The sequence below is a fragment of the Pseudalgibacter alginicilyticus genome (assembly GCF_001310225.1).
Taxonomy (GTDB): domain Bacteria; phylum Bacteroidota; class Bacteroidia; order Flavobacteriales; family Flavobacteriaceae; genus Pseudalgibacter; species Pseudalgibacter alginicilyticus.
The window spans coordinates 1,110,017-1,130,766 of sequence record NZ_CP012898.1; the positions used below are offsets into that span (position 1 = coordinate 1,110,017).

Here is a 20,750-nt window from a genome sequence, read left to right on the forward strand (position 1 = left end):
ATTTAATTCTCATAAAAGAAGAAAATTTAATAAATATGAAATTGCTGTTAACAAATTTATGCCTAACCTTAGTACTATTTAGCTGTGTTTTTAATAAAACAAAAAAGTTAAGTGTAGTCCCTTTCCCTGTTAATGCAAAAATAGTAGGTGATACTCTATCAGGACCATCAGTTTTAAACGACCCCAATAGATTTGTTTGGGGTGCAAGTGTTATTAAAGGTAGCGACAATAAATATCACATGCTCTATGCTACATGGGAATGCGGTGATTCACTTCCTAAATTCTCAGATTCATGGGTGTTGCATTCAAAAATCGCCTATGCAATTTCTGATTATCCTGACAAAGATTTTAAATTTCAAAAAATTGTCTTACAAGGGAATAAATTAGAAGGTGATTCAACTACATGGGATGCACAAATGGTACATAATCCCCACATCAAAAAATTTAATAATAAATATTATCTATATTATGTAGGCTCAAAAGATTCTGGTGAGCAACTACAAGAATTAAATGAGACACCAATAAACAAACGTAACAGAGTTCAACAAAACCAATGTATAGGAGTTATTGAATTTAATACGTTTAGTGATTTAGTAAAGGGAAATTTCAAAAGATTTGATTCTCCAATTCTATCTCCAAGAACCAGAGTAAAGCCAGATCATATTGTTAACCCTTCACCTAAAGAAACTAAAGCAAAACCAGACAATATTATTGTAGTAAACCCCTCGGTTATTCAACGTCCTTCAGATGGGAAATACTTATTGTATTTTAAAGGAAACTTTTACAACCCAAACTGGAGAGGTGTACATGGTGTAGCCATATCTGATTCACCATTAGGGCCATTTACTGCAACAGACAATTTTGTTTTTGATGTGTATAATGATGATGGCACTATTGCTAGTGGTGAAGATCCATATGTATGGTATCATAATACATTTGAAAAATTTTATGTAGTACTTAAAGATTTTACGGGAAAAATAACAAAAAACAAACCTGGATTAGCCATTTTAGAGTCTGTAGATGGTATCAACTGGACCAAACCTAAAAATTCTTTCTTCATGAAAAAAGAAATCATACTCGAGAGTGGAGATACAATTAAAGTAAACCGTATGGAGCGTCCTCAACTTTTAATAGACCAATATGGCTACCCAAAATTTTTATATGTAGCATGTGCTATAAAAGATATAAATACAAGTAAAGATGGGGCCTCATTTAACACTCACATCTCTTTAAACACAGAACCAACTCCTTAACAAAAACATAAATAATAGCTTGTATTCAATAAAGTATATTAGTATACATTTTAAACCACCGATGAATTTGATTTTATTTGTGAGTTAAACTCATATATAACCTATGTAAAAATCACTTTACATAAGTAATAAAAACATATTGACAATTGCATCTGCATCTTTCTTCTCTTAAGCTACCTTTGAATTGCTTACAACCTTTAATACAAAACCTCTCACCTAATAAAAAGAACGCTTTTAAAAACATATTCCCTCTTATCTAAGTTACTTTTTTAAAACTAAAATCTAAATAGTCAATTTAATTCTACTTCATGTTTATTTGTAAAACCGTCTTTTTTCAAAATCATCAATTTTTCCCTAAATTCTTTGACCTTATCTGGGAAATTTTCAGCTAAGTTTGTTTGCTCTTTAGGATCATTTTTTAAATCATAAAGTTGCGGTGTTTTCTGAAATCCGGTTTCTATAACAGGCCCCCAAGGTACTAATTTAGGTCCATTCAGTGGTTCTATATACTTCCAAGAACCTTCAAGATAGGATAAGGGCCCCATAAAGCTTTCTTGAATTAATGATGTTCTACCAATTTTATCTTCACCTAATAAAACATCTAATCTGTTTTGGCTATCAATTACATCATTCGCTACATTTTCTACCCCTACCAAATCCGCAAAAGAACTTAAAAAGTCTACTTGACTAAATAAGGCATTAGAAACCAAGCCTTTTCCTGTTCCATCAGGCCAACGAATAATTAAGGGTATTTTACTTCCGCCATCATAAGCACTGTATTTTCCACCGCGCAAACCTCCTGTTGGCTTATGATTACCTAGAAGTTCACTTGCCTGATCATGATATCCATCATCTACTACAGGACCATTATCACTAGAAAAAACTATCAGGGTATTCTCCAATAAACCTTGATTCTTCAATGTATTCATAATCTGTTTAACCGTCCAATCCAACTGCAAAATAACATCACCTCTAGGCCCCATATTACTCTTACCTTGAAACATTTTATTTGCTATTCGAGGCACATGAATATCATGTGTAGAAAGTAATAAAAAGAAAGGCTGACCTTTTACTGAATTTATAAATTTTTGCGATTTATCAACCAGTTCCATAGGAATAGTTTCATCATCCCATAAAGCAGCTTTTCCGCCAGTCATATATCCAATTCTACTTATACCATTAACAATAGTATTATTATGTCCCTGAGATGGTTTCAAGGTCAATAATTCTGGGTTTTCTAACCCCGTAGGCCAATCACCAATTTTTTCTTTATAATTTACCTGAATGGGATCGTTAGAGTCTAAATTAACAATATGATGGTTTTCAACAAACACACAAGGCACTCTATCACCCGTTGCTGGTATCAGATATGAATAATCAAAACCTATTTCCAATGGACCAGGCGTAATTTTCCCATTCCAATCTGGACCATTTAAACCTCCCAATCCCAAATGCCATTTACCTACAACACCTGTTTTATACCCAGCTGTTTTTAAAATACCCGGCAACGTTGTTCTTGTAGTATCAATTAAAAGAGACTGGTCGCCTGGAGCCACACCCGTACCTTTTTTACGCCATGCATAATTACCTGTTAACAAAGAATACCTAGAAGGCGTACAAGTGGCTGCCGTTGCATACGCATTATGAAACGCAATACCATCTTTAGCTAAAGCATCTATAGCGGGTGTTTCAATGGAGGTAGCTCCATAGCAACTAATATCTCCGTAACCAAGATCATCAGTATATATAAAGACAATATTTGGTTTTTGTTGCTCTGCCTGTAAAACATCAATGGCATCAATATTTTCTGAATTTTTATTTTTACAACTAATAATTAGCATTAAAAAAATCACAATTAATGAACTTTTTAACGACATCATATTTTTTATAGGTTTTATCATAGTGATGATTTTTTAATAGGAAACACTTTAAAATACCTCTAAGATATTTAAAGTTTATTCAATTTAAATTCTCTTGGCAATCCATTAATGCACTCCAATGTTATAATTGTATTGGTTCCAGAATTATCAATATTTTTAATATAATCTGCTGGAAACGTACTCCATTTTCCTTCCAAAGTCATTTGCAATTCTACCGGCCTGCTATAGTTTCTAAATTTTCCCTTTTTATATTCAGGAAAATTCAAATCCGGCTGTACAGCACTAATGGTTAAAGAATTGTGATTTTTATGATTTAGCATAACCAGTGCTGGTTCTGAAACTTTTAATAAAAGACCACTATCTAAATCTTGATTTGCTTCAAAAACCACATATCCTGTAATATCAGTTTCTTTATTTAATACAATATGTGCAATACTATCTGCCCGAATAATAGTAAATGAATCATCATTTTTAATCTTATCATCAAAATTCTTTTGCTCATCATCATTAAGAAATGGATATACCACATACTGATAAGAAGCATTTTTAGGAGCTAAACCATGGTTTATCCAAGCCGTTGCATAATCACCCTCTGTTTCTTTAGCACCTTTTCCTTTTGGGTTCATAGATCCGGTATTAATTGAGTATTTATTATGATAAGACTGTTGCCGCTCTTTTTTGATTTGAATTGGAGTATTGGAAAGTATATGATAACCATTGCCATAAGGATCTGTTAACCAACTCCCCATTTCGGAATCTTTTTTTAATTCTGCTTTATAAGGAAATTTTTTAATCGTTTCAGAAGATGTATATAAAGTTGATTTAGTATCTGTTAAATACGATTGATAGATATTAGTTTGTGTTGGATTGATTTTATCAATACTAGAAATATTTGTCCCTATATAAATCAATTTATCTCCAAATGAAAAAACTGATTTTTTGGCAAAAAGTTTACCAGGATAACCTGCTTTCGTTTCTGGTCCATCGGCATTTGTTCCATCTCCTTCATTTAAAATCATACCAAAAACACCATGACCATCCAATTTGGTAGTTCCTGCAAAAGTTTCGTTGGAACGAAACATAAGTAAAGACTTTTTAGCTTCTAACGTTTTTAAAGGTAAATAAATAATTGTTGATCCAGGATAACGGTTCCAATCCCAACCTTCTTGTTTAAAACCACTTCCCTCTTCTCCTTTTGAATTTAATAATTGTACCGTGCCATTGGCAGGATACCTACCGTATCTATTTTCATTTACATAAATTTCAGAAGCCCAAACATATTTGCTATATCCTTTTATTATAGCAGCCCAATCATTACGTCTGTGCACCGCAGTAGCAGCTAAAGGAAACGTATAATATCCAGATAATTTTTCTTTAGGAATACCATTAACTTGTGTGAATATTGATGTATTCAACATATCATCTTTTCCCCAAAGCCTTAAATATGCCCCTGCAACGTCTTTATCTATTTTAGAAGTACCTTGTGGGTTTCCTGCATATGCCATTTGTAAAAATTCATCTTTTAAAGAATGAATACCATTACTTTCCAGTGGATGGCGACCAGCATTACCGAAACCCCATTCAAAAGGTTGACTATAGATTCTAGAAGCTAAAAATGCTCTTTTAAAGTTTTCATGTCCCGCTGTAGAGATACGAAAACGTGTTCCAGACAACGTTTTTATAACTTTTGGAACAGCTTGAAAAGCACCTATACCATAGGCAGGATAATGCCCATTATGATGCCAGGCCGTACCATCTACTTTAAATCCCCACTCTTCTTTTTGCTGAGCTAAGGTAATAGACATATATTTTGAATAAGCTCGCAACATTTCTGCTTGCATTTCCTGTTTTTCAAATAAGAAAATAAGCATTAAATGGTAATAAGATTGTGTATTTAAATAATCAATATTTACATGAAATGTGTTTTCGTCATTTAAAAGCATTCCTAAATTGAACAACCAATGTAAACTGCCCCCAACCTCATCAAGCAAACCATGGTCAAATAATAACTGGCGCATGATAAAAAAAGCTTCGGTAATTTCTCTAACATTATATCCAATATGATGTCTCGTTCCTCCATTAGAACCCGCCTGCCAGCCTTGATCTAGAAAATATTTTGTTCCAGCTATAAACATTGTTTCTATTTCTGCTTGTTCGGCAGGATTTGCTCGATCATGGAAATTAGCTAATTTTTTCAGCACTTTTCCTAAATCTTGAATATCATTAAAAACCTTATCCCCTTGCTGGTTTTTATCAAAATATTCTTGTTCTTCTTTAAAAGTTAATGGAGGCCCAACTACGGTTTCTCCATTGTCTTTTATTTGTAAACCTTGATACATATCACGCAAGGTATTAATGTACACTTTATATTTTTTATCAATAGTTAAATCTTGATCTATAAGCTGTTCAAATTTTTTCAAATCCATTCTTATGGCCATAGAAACTGGATTTGGTTCTAAATTTTTAATATTATTATAATTGCTAATTAAGGGCATCCAATGATCATCGCCTAAATTTAAATCAGATTTAATAAACGGTACAATTTCATCAGGATATTGATGCCTATCGTCTTGATATTGAGAAAAAATAATATCATCAAAAAACAATGTACCATTGGATGAATTAGTTGTTATTTTAAAATAGTCATAATCAATTTGTTCTCCTTTTTTAGGTGGATTTCCATACATATTATAAAAAGGCACCCAGATTCTTCTCCAGCCTTTAAAAGATAATTCAATATCAAAATACACTTCCTTTATCCCATTTTTTTCAAAGGAAATTGTAATAGTTCCTGCTTGAGGTTTTTCACTATATAAAGACATTTGTAAGGTTGGACTTGCTGGAAAATAATCACCATAAGCCAAAGGGCTTTCATCAAGAGTTAATATTTTAAAATGCGAGGTACCCATTGAGCTTTCTCCATTCCAATCCCATTGCAACGCAGATTTACCATATCTTACATGGGTATTGCTTAAAGATAATTTACCATGAGACGTATCATAATTTGTTAAGACGGTTTCATCTTCAAACGATTCTACTGTAGGTTTATAATTGTTTTGAGCAAAATTTATAGTTACCATCAAAAAAACGGTCACCAGAAGTAATCTCTGCTTTTTTGATCTTAAAAATGAATACATCATAATCTTATAATTTCTTTATTTTATACAAAAAGTAATTTCTTTAATTAAAAGGTTATACTAACTGAAATATTTTAATACTGCTTATTCTACCAATTTCTTGTAACGCTGTAACCAAGGATCTTTCTTCATTTCTAATTGTAATATCAATTCTGCTTTTAGTGTTTTTTCCAAAGTTGAATCTACACCTATCAAATTATTTTTTTGATAGGGATCCGCCATATTATCATATAACATTTTATGTTCCACACCAGCTTTGTCTATTGCAATTACATACGTATGCCTTTGAGTTCTGAGTCCTCTATGCCCTGAGGCTGGCTGGCCTTCTTCAATATAGTAATACATGACAGAGGTGGGACGTTTTCCTCTATTTTTTAAAATGATTGATGACAAATCTTGACCATCCAAATTTTCAGGGATTCCATCAGTTGTTCCCAACATATTTAACAGTGTTGGCATAACGTCAATAGGACTTATTAATAAATTATCTTTTTGACCTGCTTTAATTTTCTCTGGCCAACGAATAATAAAAGGTATATTAATTGCTTCTTCATACCAAATATTTTTAGACATTAGCCCATGGCTCCCCATCATTTCACCATGATCGGAGCTTATAACAACAATAGTGTTTTTATCTAACCCCTCGTCTTCCAAGGTTTTTAATACACGGCCTATTTGCTCATCAACTCCTGTTACCATAGCAAAATAATCACGCACATGTTCTTTTGCTAAATTTACACGATTTCTAGTGGCTCCATTATGAAATGCTAAATGACCAGCATCGGTTTGTAAATTGACATTACCTCTAACCAATAACTCCTCTAAAGATTTATCTTTATAAGTTTCCAAATATTTTTCAGGCACATACTGATAAGGGGGGTGTGGAGGATTTACAGACCAAAAAAGTGCAAATGGCTTATTTCCATCTCTTGTTTTTTCTGAAGGGTTTTTCAAATAATCAATAATAACATTAGCTTCATGTATTGGAGACCATTCTTTTACAAAAGTTAGCTCGTCTTCTTTAGCATCATTTACCCAATAATGCGGCTCATTATGCACGTCAAAAGTCCCATAAGAATACCAAAAATTAAATCCGTGACGCTGTTCTTTAGGAGTATATGCATCCCATACAATAGAATCTTTACCTGGTATGGGAGGCGGTGAAGTAAGGTGTAACTTACCAACATAACCTGCATCATACCCATTTTTAACCAAAACATCAGAAAAACTAACATCTTCTTTTTGCCAAGAATTATTATACTTATAGCGTCTAGAGTTACTGTTACTCAATACATTATTATTATATGGTAATTTCCCTGTCATAAGCATACCCCGGTAAGGGCTACACAAAGGGAAACTGCTTATGGCATTTGAAATAACCATTCCTTCTTTAGCTAATTTATCTAAATTAGGTGTAACAACAGGGTCTTGATTATTAATCCCTATTGCTGCATTTCTTAACTGGTCGGGGAATATAAAAAGTAAATTTGGTTTTTGAACTTCATCAAGCTTTTCTGATTTTTTTTTGATTAAACTTATATAGCCTAATAACAATAAAATTGAAGAAATAGCAATTATATATTTAAAGGAATACCTCATAAATAGTTACACGTTTCATTTTTTATATTTTTTCTTGTATTTTTTTCAATCTATCCAAAGCTTCAATATAATAATAGTCGGCATAAATTAAAGCCACATCAATTTCATGACCTAACGATTTTGCACCTGTAGAATGTAATAAAAATGAATCTGCTTTTCCAACTGCCGAATACTTTTCGGAGCCTAAAGATTTTAGCATTTTTAAAGCTTCATTATAATAACGCTCTTGATCTTCTTTATTATCAACAAGGGTACTTAAATCTAACAATGCTGAGGCTACAACTGCTGCTGCCGATGCGTCTTTTTCCTCCTTTGGATCATTTTGAACATCAAAATCCCAGGCAGGAACCATATCTTCTGGCAGAAGCGACAAATATTTATCTGCTAATTTTTGAGCAAAATCCAAAAACTTTTTGTCCTTAGTTTCTTTGTAAACCAAAGTATATCCATAAACGCCCCAAGCTTGACCTCTTGACCAACGACTATTATCAGCATACCCCTGTTTAGTGTGCCTATTCAAAATAGCTCCTGAAATAGAATCATATTCAATAACATGCCATGATGTATAATCTGGTCTGAAATGATTTTTCATTGTAGTTTCAGCATGTTTAACTGCAATATCATAATGCGATTTGCTACCACCGTGCTTTGCCGACCAAAATAATAATTCTAAATTCAACATATTATCTATGATAGTAATGTGTTGCTGCCAGCGAGGGTGCATTTTATTAGACCATGATCTGATAGTTCCCACTTTAGGATTGTATCTACTAGCCAAAGAATTTGCTGATGTTATAAGAATATCTTTATACTCTTTTTTTCCTCCAATCTCGTAACCAAGCCCATAAGCGGGAAACATCATAAATCCAATATCGTGATGCTCAGTAATATTTTTAAAATCCTCAAATACCTCGGTTCGCTTAATAGCTTCTTCTTTCCATCTTTCATTACCTGTAGCTTCATAAGTGTACCACAAAATGCCTGGATAAAAACCAGAAGTCCAAATTAATTTATCATTTGGTACTTGCTTCCATTCTGTTTCATTGGTTTCAATTAAACGCGGATGTTTAGTAAGGTCTGTTAATTTAGGTGCTGCTATCTCTAATTGTGATTCACAGTCATTAATTAATTTATCTAAATCTAAACTCACATTGTTATCAGATGTTGCTAAAGCAATTTGTTGAGTTTTAGAATTTTTACAACTTATTATAAAAACTAAAAGACCTGTAAAAAAAAGTTTTTTAAAAGGAAACCTTAGTTCTTTGAGTAAATTTAAATTGTTATCCATCATAATTATTATTAATATTTATTTTTAGTCTCTCTAAATTTTTAAGAAACTTATGCAAAGCAAAGCATCATTCCGCAAAAAAAAGGGGGATATACGTTCTTCTAAAAGGGGTAACTGTTCTAATTGCATTTACTTTGTTAAAACAATGGAGGCCGAACTAAAAAATTGTTGATTTGTAGACGGCCTCCATTTTATATTAATTTTGAACGCTAATTAACATCCTTATTTTCTAATTTATCAATACTTTTTTTGTAGCCACACCACCTGTTTGAGACTCAATTCTTAAAATATAAACCCCTTTAGAATAGTTTGAAACATTAATAGGCTGAGCATTCATTTTATTATAAATCACTTTACCTGTTACATCAATCAGTTTTACATTTTTAATATTGATATCAGAATTTAACTTACTAATATTTATAAAACTATTGGATGGGTTTGGGTAAACTGCAAAAGCAGTTTTTAATTCACTGTCGTTATTTGTTGACAAAACAGAATCATCTACAGTAAAGTCAAGTTGGTGTAATGCTGTATATGCACCTATTGGCGTCCAAGCTTCTGCCAGCACAAAACGATAATATCTATATGCTTGCGAAGTTGATAAAGTAATAGAATATTCGAAACCTGCTCCACTATTAGAACTAAACATTCCAAGAGGAGTACTTAAATCATCCCATGTACTATCGTCATTACTACCTTGAACAATCCACTTTGATTCATTCCCAGACGTTCCTTGATTTGAAGTACCATTTACTAAAATATATCTAACTTCAGAAACAAGTATTGGATTGTATACACTCGCTACTTCAAATTTATAACCTTCTCCTATTGGTATTAGCGATTGAGCCAACCTAGGAACAGTCGTACCCGTAGTTAAAACATCAGCCCATTTAGTTGTATTTGTAAAATTACTTTCTGAAATAGCCGCACTAGGGGTATTGAAAATATTCGTTTGTCCTGAAGAACTTGTGTTTAAAGCAGAAAAAGCTCCATTGGCTACATCTTGTAAGGTCGCATCAAATCTTACATCCGAAATATAAAATGTACCATGTTGGCTAACGCCAGCTTCATAAGCCGTGTCATCAGTTTCTATTTTAAATGCTACCGTTACCGATGAACTATTATATGCTGATAAATCTAACTCTCCATATACATACGTTTGAGGTGAAACATCAGATGTTGCTATGCTACCAACAATATTTGCGGTTTCATTAGTCCAGGTTGCCGTATTTGGCAAATCGCCATGCGTATAATTTTCCGAAACCCAAACAGTAAGAGTTGCTCCTCCTCCAACAACATACCTTTGTTGTGTCCAAAAAGAAACCTTTGGCGCATTAGCTGTAGAAAGATCTTGATTAGTCATTAAAGCCCAAGCTTCAATTTCATGATTTAAAATTGACGGTGAACTACCTGACACATTACCAAAAGCTATGGCTCTTTGGTCTCTTGTTGCACCTGCTGGCACTCTATCAATTGGTCTAGAATTTTCATCAAAAACAGGGCTTGAATCAGTAGCATCAACAATATCACTTACTCTTTTACCTAACTCAATAGCAGTCTGTCCTCCTAAGGCTACCTGTTGCACAGTAAAACCTCTCGTACCATTATCATATCTAAAATCTTCATAATGGATTGTTTGTGCATTCATAGAGAGCACCATCATTCCAAATATTGAAAATGACAAGATTATTTGTGTAATTTTTTTCATAATAAATAAATTTAAGTTAAACGGAAAAACATTTTGTTTGAAGTAAAATTACCTGATAATCAAATATTTTAAGAGGGCTTAACTGTTCTTAAGGGTGGGCATAGCTGTTCAAAAACCTAATAATGACTTATTTTCACTGAAACAACAAAGGATATCCGTATTTCAAATAACTTTTAATTGATTATAATTTTTTTTATAATTACCTGAGCGTTATTTGTTTTTATAGCCAAAAAATAAAGTCCTTTCGAGAAATTACTTACAAGAATTGAATCGCTATTAACACGACTACTGTATATCGTTTTTCCGGTTATATCAATAAGACTCACCTCATTTATATCAATCTCCTCTTTTAAAATATCTATATTCAAAATATTACTTGTAGGATTGGGATACACATTAATATGATTCTCATTTAAAACAGTATTTTTTTCAACAGATAAAGTTGTGGATTGCGCATAAAATTGTAAGTCAGAAAAATAAAATGTCCCATTTCTATTTGTACTACTATAGTTAGTATCACTCCCTTGATAACGACAAGCTAAAGTAACTGAAGTTCCATTTGCTCCATTAGCATAAGGTGTTAAATCTACAACCCCCTTTACAAAGATAAGTCCATCTGATGTTTCAGCTAATTTACCAGAATACAATGGTAGTACTGTCCATGATGTTGTTGTTGGGTTGCCTGTATATGCTGTAGAAACTAACATAGTTACAGTAGCAATATCACCATTACCATAACGTCTTTCTGTCCAAAACGAAGCATATTTATAAGTATCATTGGTATTAATTCGTGGGTTTGATTCTGTTAAATCTAAAGTTGTAAAAACAGCATATGCATCCACAGGAAAGTTTGTAGTTCCATCATTTCCTGAAATAGAAATACTCCTTTGGTCACTTGAATCCCCTTGAGGTATTCTATTAGAAGGCCTATCCGTTTCTGGATTAAACAAATTTTTACTATCTGCTAAATCAGGAATATCGCTCACTCTATTTAAAATACTTGAAACATTAGTATGCCCACCATCATTTTCAATATATTTAGTAAATCCATTATTCCCTAAATCATATCTAAAATCTTCGTAATATACTATTGGATAATCAGGGTTTTCATATCCATTAGAAAGCACAATATCAACAGGCAAACCATTTTTTGCCTCAATTGACAATACTGTTTCTCCTGTATTTACGGTTGCACTCACTGCACCTCCATTACTTGAAGCTAATGTCCACTCTCCATTAATTGTAATATCTATAATTCTTACTTGACTATCTCCATTATTCGCTGCAAAATTTAAATCTGGACTTACAACAGATATATTTAAATTATTACCAATTTCTTCAGCCATTACTAAGCATGGACCTAAGTTTTCTTTTATAGGTGTAGTTGTTCCATAATTACCCCCATCAAAAAGAGCATAGCCATATATGTTATTATATTTTACAATATGAGCTGTTTGATTTTTTTGAATAACCTCATAATAAGCCGTTTCTTCATTAGCCATATTAGCACTAAATGCTACCATATCTGTGGCATTCGTTCCTGGTATGATAACATATTCATACCCCACATCAATTGGACTTGAGCCATGTGTTATATAAGCAGATGCAAAATTCCCATTTGTATCAGCTCCATTCCCTGTTTCAGAAGGAGAATCTTGATTTTTTCTATCAATAACCACAGAATTTCCACTCTTAACATAATACCCTGTATTTACAGCATCCATTAACCAATGGTCAGCGGTATTAGATAAAATATTGTTATAAGGAAATGTAGCTACCTCAGTATTATTTATATTCACTGCAGCAGAGGTAGAACTTAGATAATTTTGAAATAAATTAGTAGCAATTAAACCAGATGCACTGTTTATGTTACTCCCTAAACAAATAAGTTTTCCATCAAAACAAAATACCGATTTTTTAAACTTAAAGTCCGCATCATGTGTTGAAGAAATGTCTTTTTGAGTAAAGTCCATTCCAAAAACACCATAATTCCCTTCTATATCCCTATCAATATAATAATTTACTTTAGAACCAAATCTTAAACTTGCAGCAAAATTAGAATCTGTTGTTTCATCTAATCTACTTGTATCTGCCAACAGATCATTCCATGACAAAAATTTAGTGGTAGCACCTGGTGTTCGTCTCCAATCCCAGCCATTTATATTAAACTTAGAATTAGTATGTCCGCCTTGATACATAATTTCTATTGCACCATAACTTTGATACCTTCCATATCGATTATCTGAACTATAAATTTCTGAGCCCCAAAAATATTTATTAAACCCTTTAATATCGGCTACCCAATTATCTTGCCTATACACCCCTAAATTTGCAAAATTAACTTGCCAAAATCCCGTTGGTGCTACTTCAGTGCCATAAGTAGATGTTTCTGAATCACTGCCATACATGTAATTATAAGCCTTTAACAAATCAGTATCTACGGGACTTGCCAAACCTAAATCTTTCAAACCATTTTTAAATGATGGATTTACAAACGGATTTCTACCTGACAATGAATTTGGAATATCTCCACTTGCCGAAATTACCCGTGCTAATAACAACGCTTTTTTTAAAACCTCTTTTGTATTTGTTTCAACAGCAAATTCACCTTCTGATAAGTAATTTACAGCCTTTGATATTTCATTATAACCTAAAAAAGCATAACCTGGATAATAAGTATTATGATGAAACCCTGTAAAATCAATTTTCATTCCTTGACCTTCCTTGGGGTAAAGCGTTAAAAAATTTTCTAAATAATTCTTATAGCCTTTTAAATATTGAACTTTTTCTGCATCGGTGCTTTTGTACAAACAAGCCCCTAATCTATTAAGAGAACGTGTATTAGCATCATCCATATTACTACTTGAGGCTGTTGGCTCCCAAATTCCATCTAAAGCAATATACCATTCTACCATTTTTTGGGCATCATTCCACAATTCTTCTGTTTTTAATTCAGTTTCCATCAAATGAATTGCTGCAGCAATATTTCGAAAGTTATATCCTATATGATGAATGGTCTCCATGATACTACCATCTGCAAAACCTTGGTCTAATAAGTACCGTACTGTATTAAGAAAATAATTTTTGCTTGTTGAACTTAATGTATATGTATAATCTCTAGCAAAAGTTAAAATATAATCATCAACTGCTTTTATATTTTGTGAATTAGAATAATCTTGACCATACAGCGGACTCCCTTTTATCAAACCTCCTGAATAATCAATATTTAGTGCATTGTATTTAGAAATTGCACTTGTAACTGCACTAACGCTTGGTGCAGAACCTTTAATTGAGGCATCATATTTTTGTTTAATACTTTCTAAATCTGATAATTCTTGTGTTGTTGGTGTTGTTAAAGGAAGTTTCATTAAAGTTTGAAAATACATCATATCTCCCCAATGTTCATTATTATTTAAGGTGATAAATGGCAATTGATAATCAGCACTTCTACTCGTATTTCTAGCCATTGTATAATCTATATAATCAAAAAAGAATGTACCACTGCCTGTACTTGGTGCTTTAATTTTCATGGTGGTGATATTGTTAGAACTTTTTATACCTGACATTTCATTTACGTAGCTTGCTGATGCTGCTCGCCACCCATAAAAATTTAACTGAAAGGTATAATAAAACTGTAATGTATTTGTATTGTCATAAAACTCAACAGTCATTGATGAATCTGAAATTGCAGACACATTATACACCCACATTCTAAACATATTGTAATAATACCCATCTACTTCAGACGGTACGAGACCGTGACTTTGCAAATTATCAACAGTAATAATAGCATCCGCTGTCCAATTCCATTCTAAGGATTGATTTCCTAATTTATAATGATCTGTGGATGTACTTAAAGTTCCATTTGAAGTATTCCAATGAGCAGGTACTGATGCTTCAAAAGATTCATCTTGTGCATACATTTGCATACTCAAACACAACACAGTACAAGCTATTAATACAAACTGTTGTATAGTTATCTTTAATCTTTTATGTATAAACTGTATCATAACAACATTTTTTAGAAGTTAACTTTTAATGATATTAAAAACCCCCAATACCTATACAAAATATTCAGTATAGGTTAATGAGGATTTTCTTGCTATTAATATATTTTAGTATTTAATCTGTGACTGTAATAGTAAATTCTTGCACACTATCTTTTTGCCCATAAATTGTTTCATTATTTCCAACAAATGTTATTGTATAAGTACCTGCTTCTGTGTAGATATATTCAAAAGTTTCCAACTTTTCAGAGTAAGTCTTTAAAGCAATTCCCTTATCTGGTGATACAGACCCTGATAAATTTACAGGCTTAGTTATTAACCAATCATCATTGGTATATTCTGCAATACCACCATGCATTCTAAATTTAGTTGATTGATCTATCCAGTTATCATATGACGTATTTGAATTAGTTCCTTCTACATTTACAGCAACCCACCCTGGACTTTGAAGGCTGGCAATATCTAATGTACGTGTTTCGTCGAGTGCAAGTTTTAAATCAAAACTATAAAAATCGAATATACCTTGCCTATTTCCTTCTGATGTTTTTCCTTCAGCATATACTCTTAATGCAAAATACAACGGTTTGTCTGTTGATAAATCCGTAATATCAACAACACCTGAGTTGGTCAAATTATAAGATCTATCGGTAGCAAACACAAATCTATCAGAAATATCTGTCCATGTAGCTGCTTGTACATCTTCAGCAGTTCCTGACCCAGAATAGTCTGATGAAAATAATAGCTGCCAAGCACCATCTGTTCTGCTTGTTCCATCTTGATAATGTCTGGATGTATCAAATGATAATGAAAAGCTTCCTTCTGCTTTGGTTCTATCTCTGTTTTTATACTCATGACCAAATTCTCCTGAATAAAAGTTCAAAAAATTAGGAGCATTACTCACACTAAACAGAATAGGCTCTCCTACTTTAGCTGTTGAATCAAAGCTAACTTCAAAATTAGGGGTATCTACGGCTTCTAAATCTTCGCAACTCTGAAATACAAAAGTTACAAGAAGCAACATTGTTAATATATAAACTGTTTTTTTCATTTTAAATGCTTTATAATTAATATATCTTATTACCAACCTATGGTTTGCTTTAAATTTGTATTAACCCCCAATTCTTGTTCTGGAATTGGAAGGATGTAATGCTTACTTAAATCAAAATCATTATAACCATCATAATAATTAAATGAAGCATTCATTACATTTAGTCTTGGGCTTGTGTTAATAGGTACATCTCCAAATACAGGAATATTATTTGGGCCTAATTCAAATGTTCCTAAAGTGGTCCAATCTTCATTGAAAAAAGTAGGGTCGGCCGCTAAAGTTTCCATCATACTTTTTGTCTCATTTACTTTTTGCTCTAAGATGCCCCATCTTACCAAATCATATTTACGCTGTCCTTCAAAACACAATTCTAATAAGCGTTCTTCTTGTATAACAACATCGTTAACAACTGTAATAGGTGTAGCATTAGCTCTATTTCTCACACTATTAACAGCATTTAAAGCTAGTACTGAACCAGGTGTTAATTTATTTTCTGCTTCAGCATATATTAAATACATTTCAGATAAACGCAACACTGGCCAATGATGCTCTCCATAACTGGTATTAGTTGTGTTTGACTCTAAATATCTACGGTATTTAGATGCAGGAATCATAAATTGACTGTTTATAAGACCTAACTGACAGTTATCATCTCTCTTGTTATAATATGGAAGAGTATTCCAAAGCCCTCTTTCATCATCAGGATCTGATCTATATTTTAAAACTAAAGAAACGGTTGCGTAAGTTAAAGCAAAGCCTTTTCCTTTTAAATCATCTGAAGTACCACAATTTTCATCGTCAAATTTTATACCAAATGCGGAACCTAATTTAGAAGATTGATTAGAATCTAAATTGGCAAAAGAAAAGCCTACCTGAAATAAAGTTTCTTTTGTTTCATAATTCCCCAATGCCAATTGATTAAAAATATCAGCATAGCTAGAGTTTAATTCATGATATGAATCATCTATAACCTTTTTACTCCATTCTTTAGCTTTTTCATACGCCCCTTCCTCATTATAAGGCTCACTTGCCATGTACAGATACGCTCTAGCCAACAAGCCTCTTGCAGCACTTTTACTTGCTCGGCCAGGTGTAGCTTCAGCTGCAGTAGGTAAAAAAGCTTCTGCAAATTCTAAATCTGAAACTATTTGTTTGTAAACATCAATACCTGGAGTTCTAGGAAGTAATTGTTTATTGGTTTCTTCTAAAGGCATAGGAATACCTTCAATACCTCCAAACGCTTTCTGTATATCAAAATATAAAAAGGCTCTTAAAAAACGCCCTTCTGCAGTAAATTCCTGTTTTATGTCTGCATCTAAAGGTGAGTTTTCTAAACCTACTAATAGCGTATTCGTTGCAGAAACCCCTTCGTAATAGGTAGCCCAAATATCATTTAATATAGGCTCTGCTGCTGTGAAATTATTTTTAAGAATGTGTTGTGTTCCTACTCTATTATAAAACCCTTCATCTGTCCAATCTGTAGGGTACTGTGCATTAATTATAGCTTCTCTGTATACTGCAACTACCCGACTATATGCGCCAGTTAAACCTGCTAAGGCACCTGCTGGTGTGTTATATAAGTTTTCTGAAGTGATATTGTCATTTTGTGCTATCTCTAATTGATCATCACAACCTTGTGTTATAAAGGCAATGAGAACTATGAATACTATGAATTTTATTTTCATGATTTTTTATTTTAAAATGAAACTTTTAAACCTAAGCTAAATGTTCTATGCTTTGGGTAAGCAGAATAATCAATACCTGGTGTAATCAAAGAACTAGCAACAGATACTTCTGGGTCAAAGCCCGAATAGTCTGTCCATGTAATTAGATTTTGTCCTGATAGATACAATTCCAAACTATTCAGCTTTAACTTTTCTATAGCTTCCTTATTAAATTTATAAGAAAAATTAACCGTTTTTAATCGTATATAAGACCCATCTTCAACAATGCGAGACGAAATATCTTGAAAACCTTGCCCATTAGCTCTGTGCATATCTGTATCTTGATTTTCTGGGGTCCATCTGTTTAGCGTTGTTGCTAATTGATTTTGGTTTGGTCTGTCCATACTCTCAAGTACTAAACGGTTTGCATTTAATATATCATTTCCATAAGACCATTGTAAAAATGTACTCAATTGGAAATTTTTATACGTAAATGTATTTCCAAAACCTCCAAAATGTTTTGGCAAACCATTTCCGATAATAGTTTTATCACCACCTGTAATTACACCATCGCCATCTAAATCTTTATATTTTTCGTCTCCTGGTTGATGACTTCTATAACTAGGCTGTCCTCCAAGTAAGGTGTGTGTGGAAGCATCAGGATCATAATTTTCAAAATCTTCTGGTTGATATACACCATCCGACACATAACCAAACATATTACCTAAGGCCTTACCTTCTTCAACAATATATTGATTGGTACTTAATAACCAGTAATAATTTGGTTGTCCAAAAATTGGTTTTGATTCCGGTAATGATACAATGGTGTTTTGATTGAAAGAAATATTAAAATCTGAAGTCCATTGAAAATTTTTGCTTTTAATATTAACTGTGTTTAAGCTAAATTCCAAACCTTTATTTCTTACTTGTCCAGAATTAGTCCAAATAGAGGAATAACCTTGTGATAAAGCAGCATCTGCATTTATAAGAAGATCATTGGTGTCTTTCTGATATACCTCAACTAACAAAGACAACCTGTCTTCAAAAAAGCCCATATCTAACCCTAAATTATACTGCTCTGTTGTTTCCCAAAACAAATTTGGATTGGCCCCATAGCTTGTTGGTCGTTGCCCTTGAACGGTTTCACCTCCATAAAAATATGATGCATCAGCATCCGTTAAAAATTCAAATCTTGCAGTACTAGGAATTCTATCATTTCCTGTTTTACCATAACCTGCTTTAAACTTTAATTGAGAAAAAACATTTAGATTTTTGATAAATTCTTCTCTATCGGCGTTCCATGAAACAGCTGCTGATGGAAAATATCCAATTCTGTTCTGTTCTGGAAAATTTGAAGATCCATCACGTCTTAAAGATGCCGTAAATAAATATTTGCCTTTATAACCATAGTTAATTCTTCCTAATACTGAAAAAATTCTTGATTCATCTGTACCATTATTATCATCTGAACTATCTAATGTTCCTCCATCTAAAGAATTAATACCTAATGCCTCTAAATACTGAGGTATATCAATTGATCTAAAATAAGTTGATGAATTTTTTCTAATATTTAAAGTCACCCCTAATAAACCATCAATAGAATGGTTGTTAATCCTTTTTTTATAATTTATTGTATTAACCGTAGAAAAGTTTTTCCATTTTTGTTCGTATAACGAACCGTTAATTCCATCAATTTTACTTAATAATCGACCATAAACTGTTTGACTATTATTAAAAATCCCTGTGGTTCTGAATTGACGACTAAAACTAGCTTTGGTTTCTAAGGTAAAATCTGAGGTTAATTTATATTTTAAACTTAAATTACCTATAAATTGATCATTTTCTCGTTTTCTATATTCATTTTCTAAAGACACAATAGGATGCCACACAACAACATTAAAACCATCATAATCATCATTAACCTGTGCTAAAGGGTCTACACCTTCAGGATAGTCAATAAATTTATTTGCTACATTGTTGTAAGTTATCAAACTTCTTAAAAATGAATACGATGAACTTCCGTTAGTATCGAGCCCTTCTTGTATGTAATTAGTATAAAGCACATCTACCGTAGCATCAAGTTTGTCATTAACTTTATGGTTAACGGTAATGCGTCCATTCAATCTATTATATTCTGAATTTAATAATGAGCCTTGATCTTCAACGGCATTAATTGAAGCATTAAATCTTGTCACATCAGTACCACTTGATATATTAAGTTTGTGTGTTTTTGAATAAGCAGTTCTAAAAGCTTCATCTTGCCAATTTTTCCCTTCAACGCCTACATAATCTTCAATATCTCCAACTTGTACACTTTGCCCCAAATCATCATCAAAAATAGAAAAGAAACGTGTTGTTGTACTTGATTCATTAATTTCTGATGACAATTTTAAAAAATCATAAGGTTCTAAAACATCTAATGTTTTTGTCACATTTTTTACATCTAATCGCGATTCATAAGTAATTTTTGTTTTTCCTGATTTAGCGCGTTTAGTTGTTATAATAATTACACCATTTGCACCACGCACACCATAAATAGCTGTTGCAGAAGCATCTTTTAAAACAGACATAGATTCTATATCAGAAGGGTCAACAATACTTGGATTAAAATTTTCAATAATAAAACCATCCATTACATATAAAGGTGAGTTATCTCCATTAACGGTATTACCACCTCTTATAACAATATTCATACCTTCTCCAGGCTCTCCACCTCCAGCACTTACTTGAACACCTGCAACACGTCCAGCTAAAGCCTCGTCAAAATTAGCAACCGGAGCTTCCGTTAATTTATCCATTTTAACTGAAGCTACTGAGCCTGTAAGATCTTTCTTTTGAACACTACCATAACCTATTAATAACACGTCATCCAATTGTTGAAGATCTGGCTTTAACGAAATATTTATTATACTTTTATTTTCAATAGGTTGCACTATAGTTTTATAGCCCACATAACTAAACGTTAAAGACACGCCCTGTTTTGCTTGTATAGTGTATTTACCATCAAAGTCGGTGGTAGCACCATTAAGAGTCCCTGTTTCTAATACATTAGCTCCAGGAAGTGGTAAACCTACTTCATCTGTTACTACTCCTGTAACAGTTATTACTTGTGCATATGCTGAGTAACTACACAATGCAACAAAAAAGACCATCAAACAAACAAGTT

10 protein-coding genes are annotated in these 20,750 nt (G+C 32.6%); 1 reads left to right on the forward strand and 9 read right to left on the reverse strand.

Annotation, left to right across the window (positions count from 1 at the left end):
• Positions 1 to 35 precede the first annotated feature (35 nt).
• The gene (locus APS56_RS04610) at positions 36 to 1,253 is read left to right on the forward strand and encodes a glycoside hydrolase family protein (protein ID WP_054725268.1); all 1,218 of its coding nucleotides are present in this window, start codon (positions 36 to 38) and stop codon (positions 1,251 to 1,253) included.
• Positions 1,254 to 1,543: 290 nt separating this feature from the next.
• Here APS56_RS04610 and APS56_RS04615 read toward each other — a convergent pair whose 3' ends face one another.
• The 9 genes from APS56_RS04615 to APS56_RS04655 all read right to left on the reverse strand — a co-directional run bounded on the left by APS56_RS04615 (position 1,544) and on the right by APS56_RS04655 (position 20,736).
• Positions 1,544 to 3,154: a sulfatase family protein gene (locus tag APS56_RS04615; protein ID WP_236778462.1), complete on the reverse strand. Its 1,611-nt coding sequence runs from the start codon at positions 3,152 to 3,154 to the stop codon at positions 1,544 to 1,546.
• A gap of 47 nt (positions 3,155 to 3,201) precedes the next feature.
• Positions 3,202 to 6,213, reverse strand: coding sequence for a chondroitinase family polysaccharide lyase (locus tag APS56_RS04620; protein WP_169786430.1), 3,012 nt, complete (start codon positions 6,211 to 6,213; stop codon positions 3,202 to 3,204).
• A gap of 141 nt (positions 6,214 to 6,354) precedes the next feature.
• Positions 6,355 to 7,869, reverse strand: coding sequence for a sulfatase family protein (locus APS56_RS04625; protein WP_082379247.1), 1,515 nt, complete (start codon positions 7,867 to 7,869; stop codon positions 6,355 to 6,357).
• A 22-nt stretch (positions 7,870 to 7,891) separates the two neighbouring features.
• Complete coding sequence (locus APS56_RS04630; protein WP_211259734.1) at positions 7,892 to 9,160, reverse strand: glycoside hydrolase family protein; 1,269 nt, start codon at positions 9,158 to 9,160, stop codon at positions 7,892 to 7,894.
• A 226-nt stretch (positions 9,161 to 9,386) separates the two neighbouring features.
• Positions 9,387 to 10,865 (reverse strand): T9SS type A sorting domain-containing protein, encoded by a 1,479-nt coding sequence (locus APS56_RS04635; protein WP_082379248.1) that lies wholly within the window; start codon positions 10,863 to 10,865, stop codon positions 9,387 to 9,389.
• 173 nt (positions 10,866 to 11,038) lie between these two features.
• A complete protein-coding gene (locus APS56_RS04640; RefSeq protein WP_082379249.1) occupies positions 11,039 to 14,875 on the reverse strand; it encodes a chondroitinase family polysaccharide lyase in 3,837 nt (1,278 codons plus the stop codon).
• A gap of 112 nt (positions 14,876 to 14,987) precedes the next feature.
• Positions 14,988 to 15,920 (reverse strand): DUF5017 domain-containing protein, encoded by a 933-nt coding sequence (locus APS56_RS04645; protein WP_054725286.1) that lies wholly within the window; start codon positions 15,918 to 15,920, stop codon positions 14,988 to 14,990.
• Positions 15,921 to 15,949: 29 nt separating this feature from the next.
• Positions 15,950 to 17,605, reverse strand: a complete 1,656-nt coding sequence (locus APS56_RS04650) for a RagB/SusD family nutrient uptake outer membrane protein (protein WP_054725290.1) — start codon at positions 17,603 to 17,605, stop codon at positions 15,950 to 15,952.
• 11 nt (positions 17,606 to 17,616) lie between these two features.
• Entirely contained in the window at positions 17,617 to 20,736 is a 3,120-nt protein-coding gene (locus APS56_RS04655; RefSeq protein ID WP_054725293.1) for a SusC/RagA family TonB-linked outer membrane protein, read from the reverse strand.
• Positions 20,737 to 20,750 lie beyond the last annotated feature (14 nt).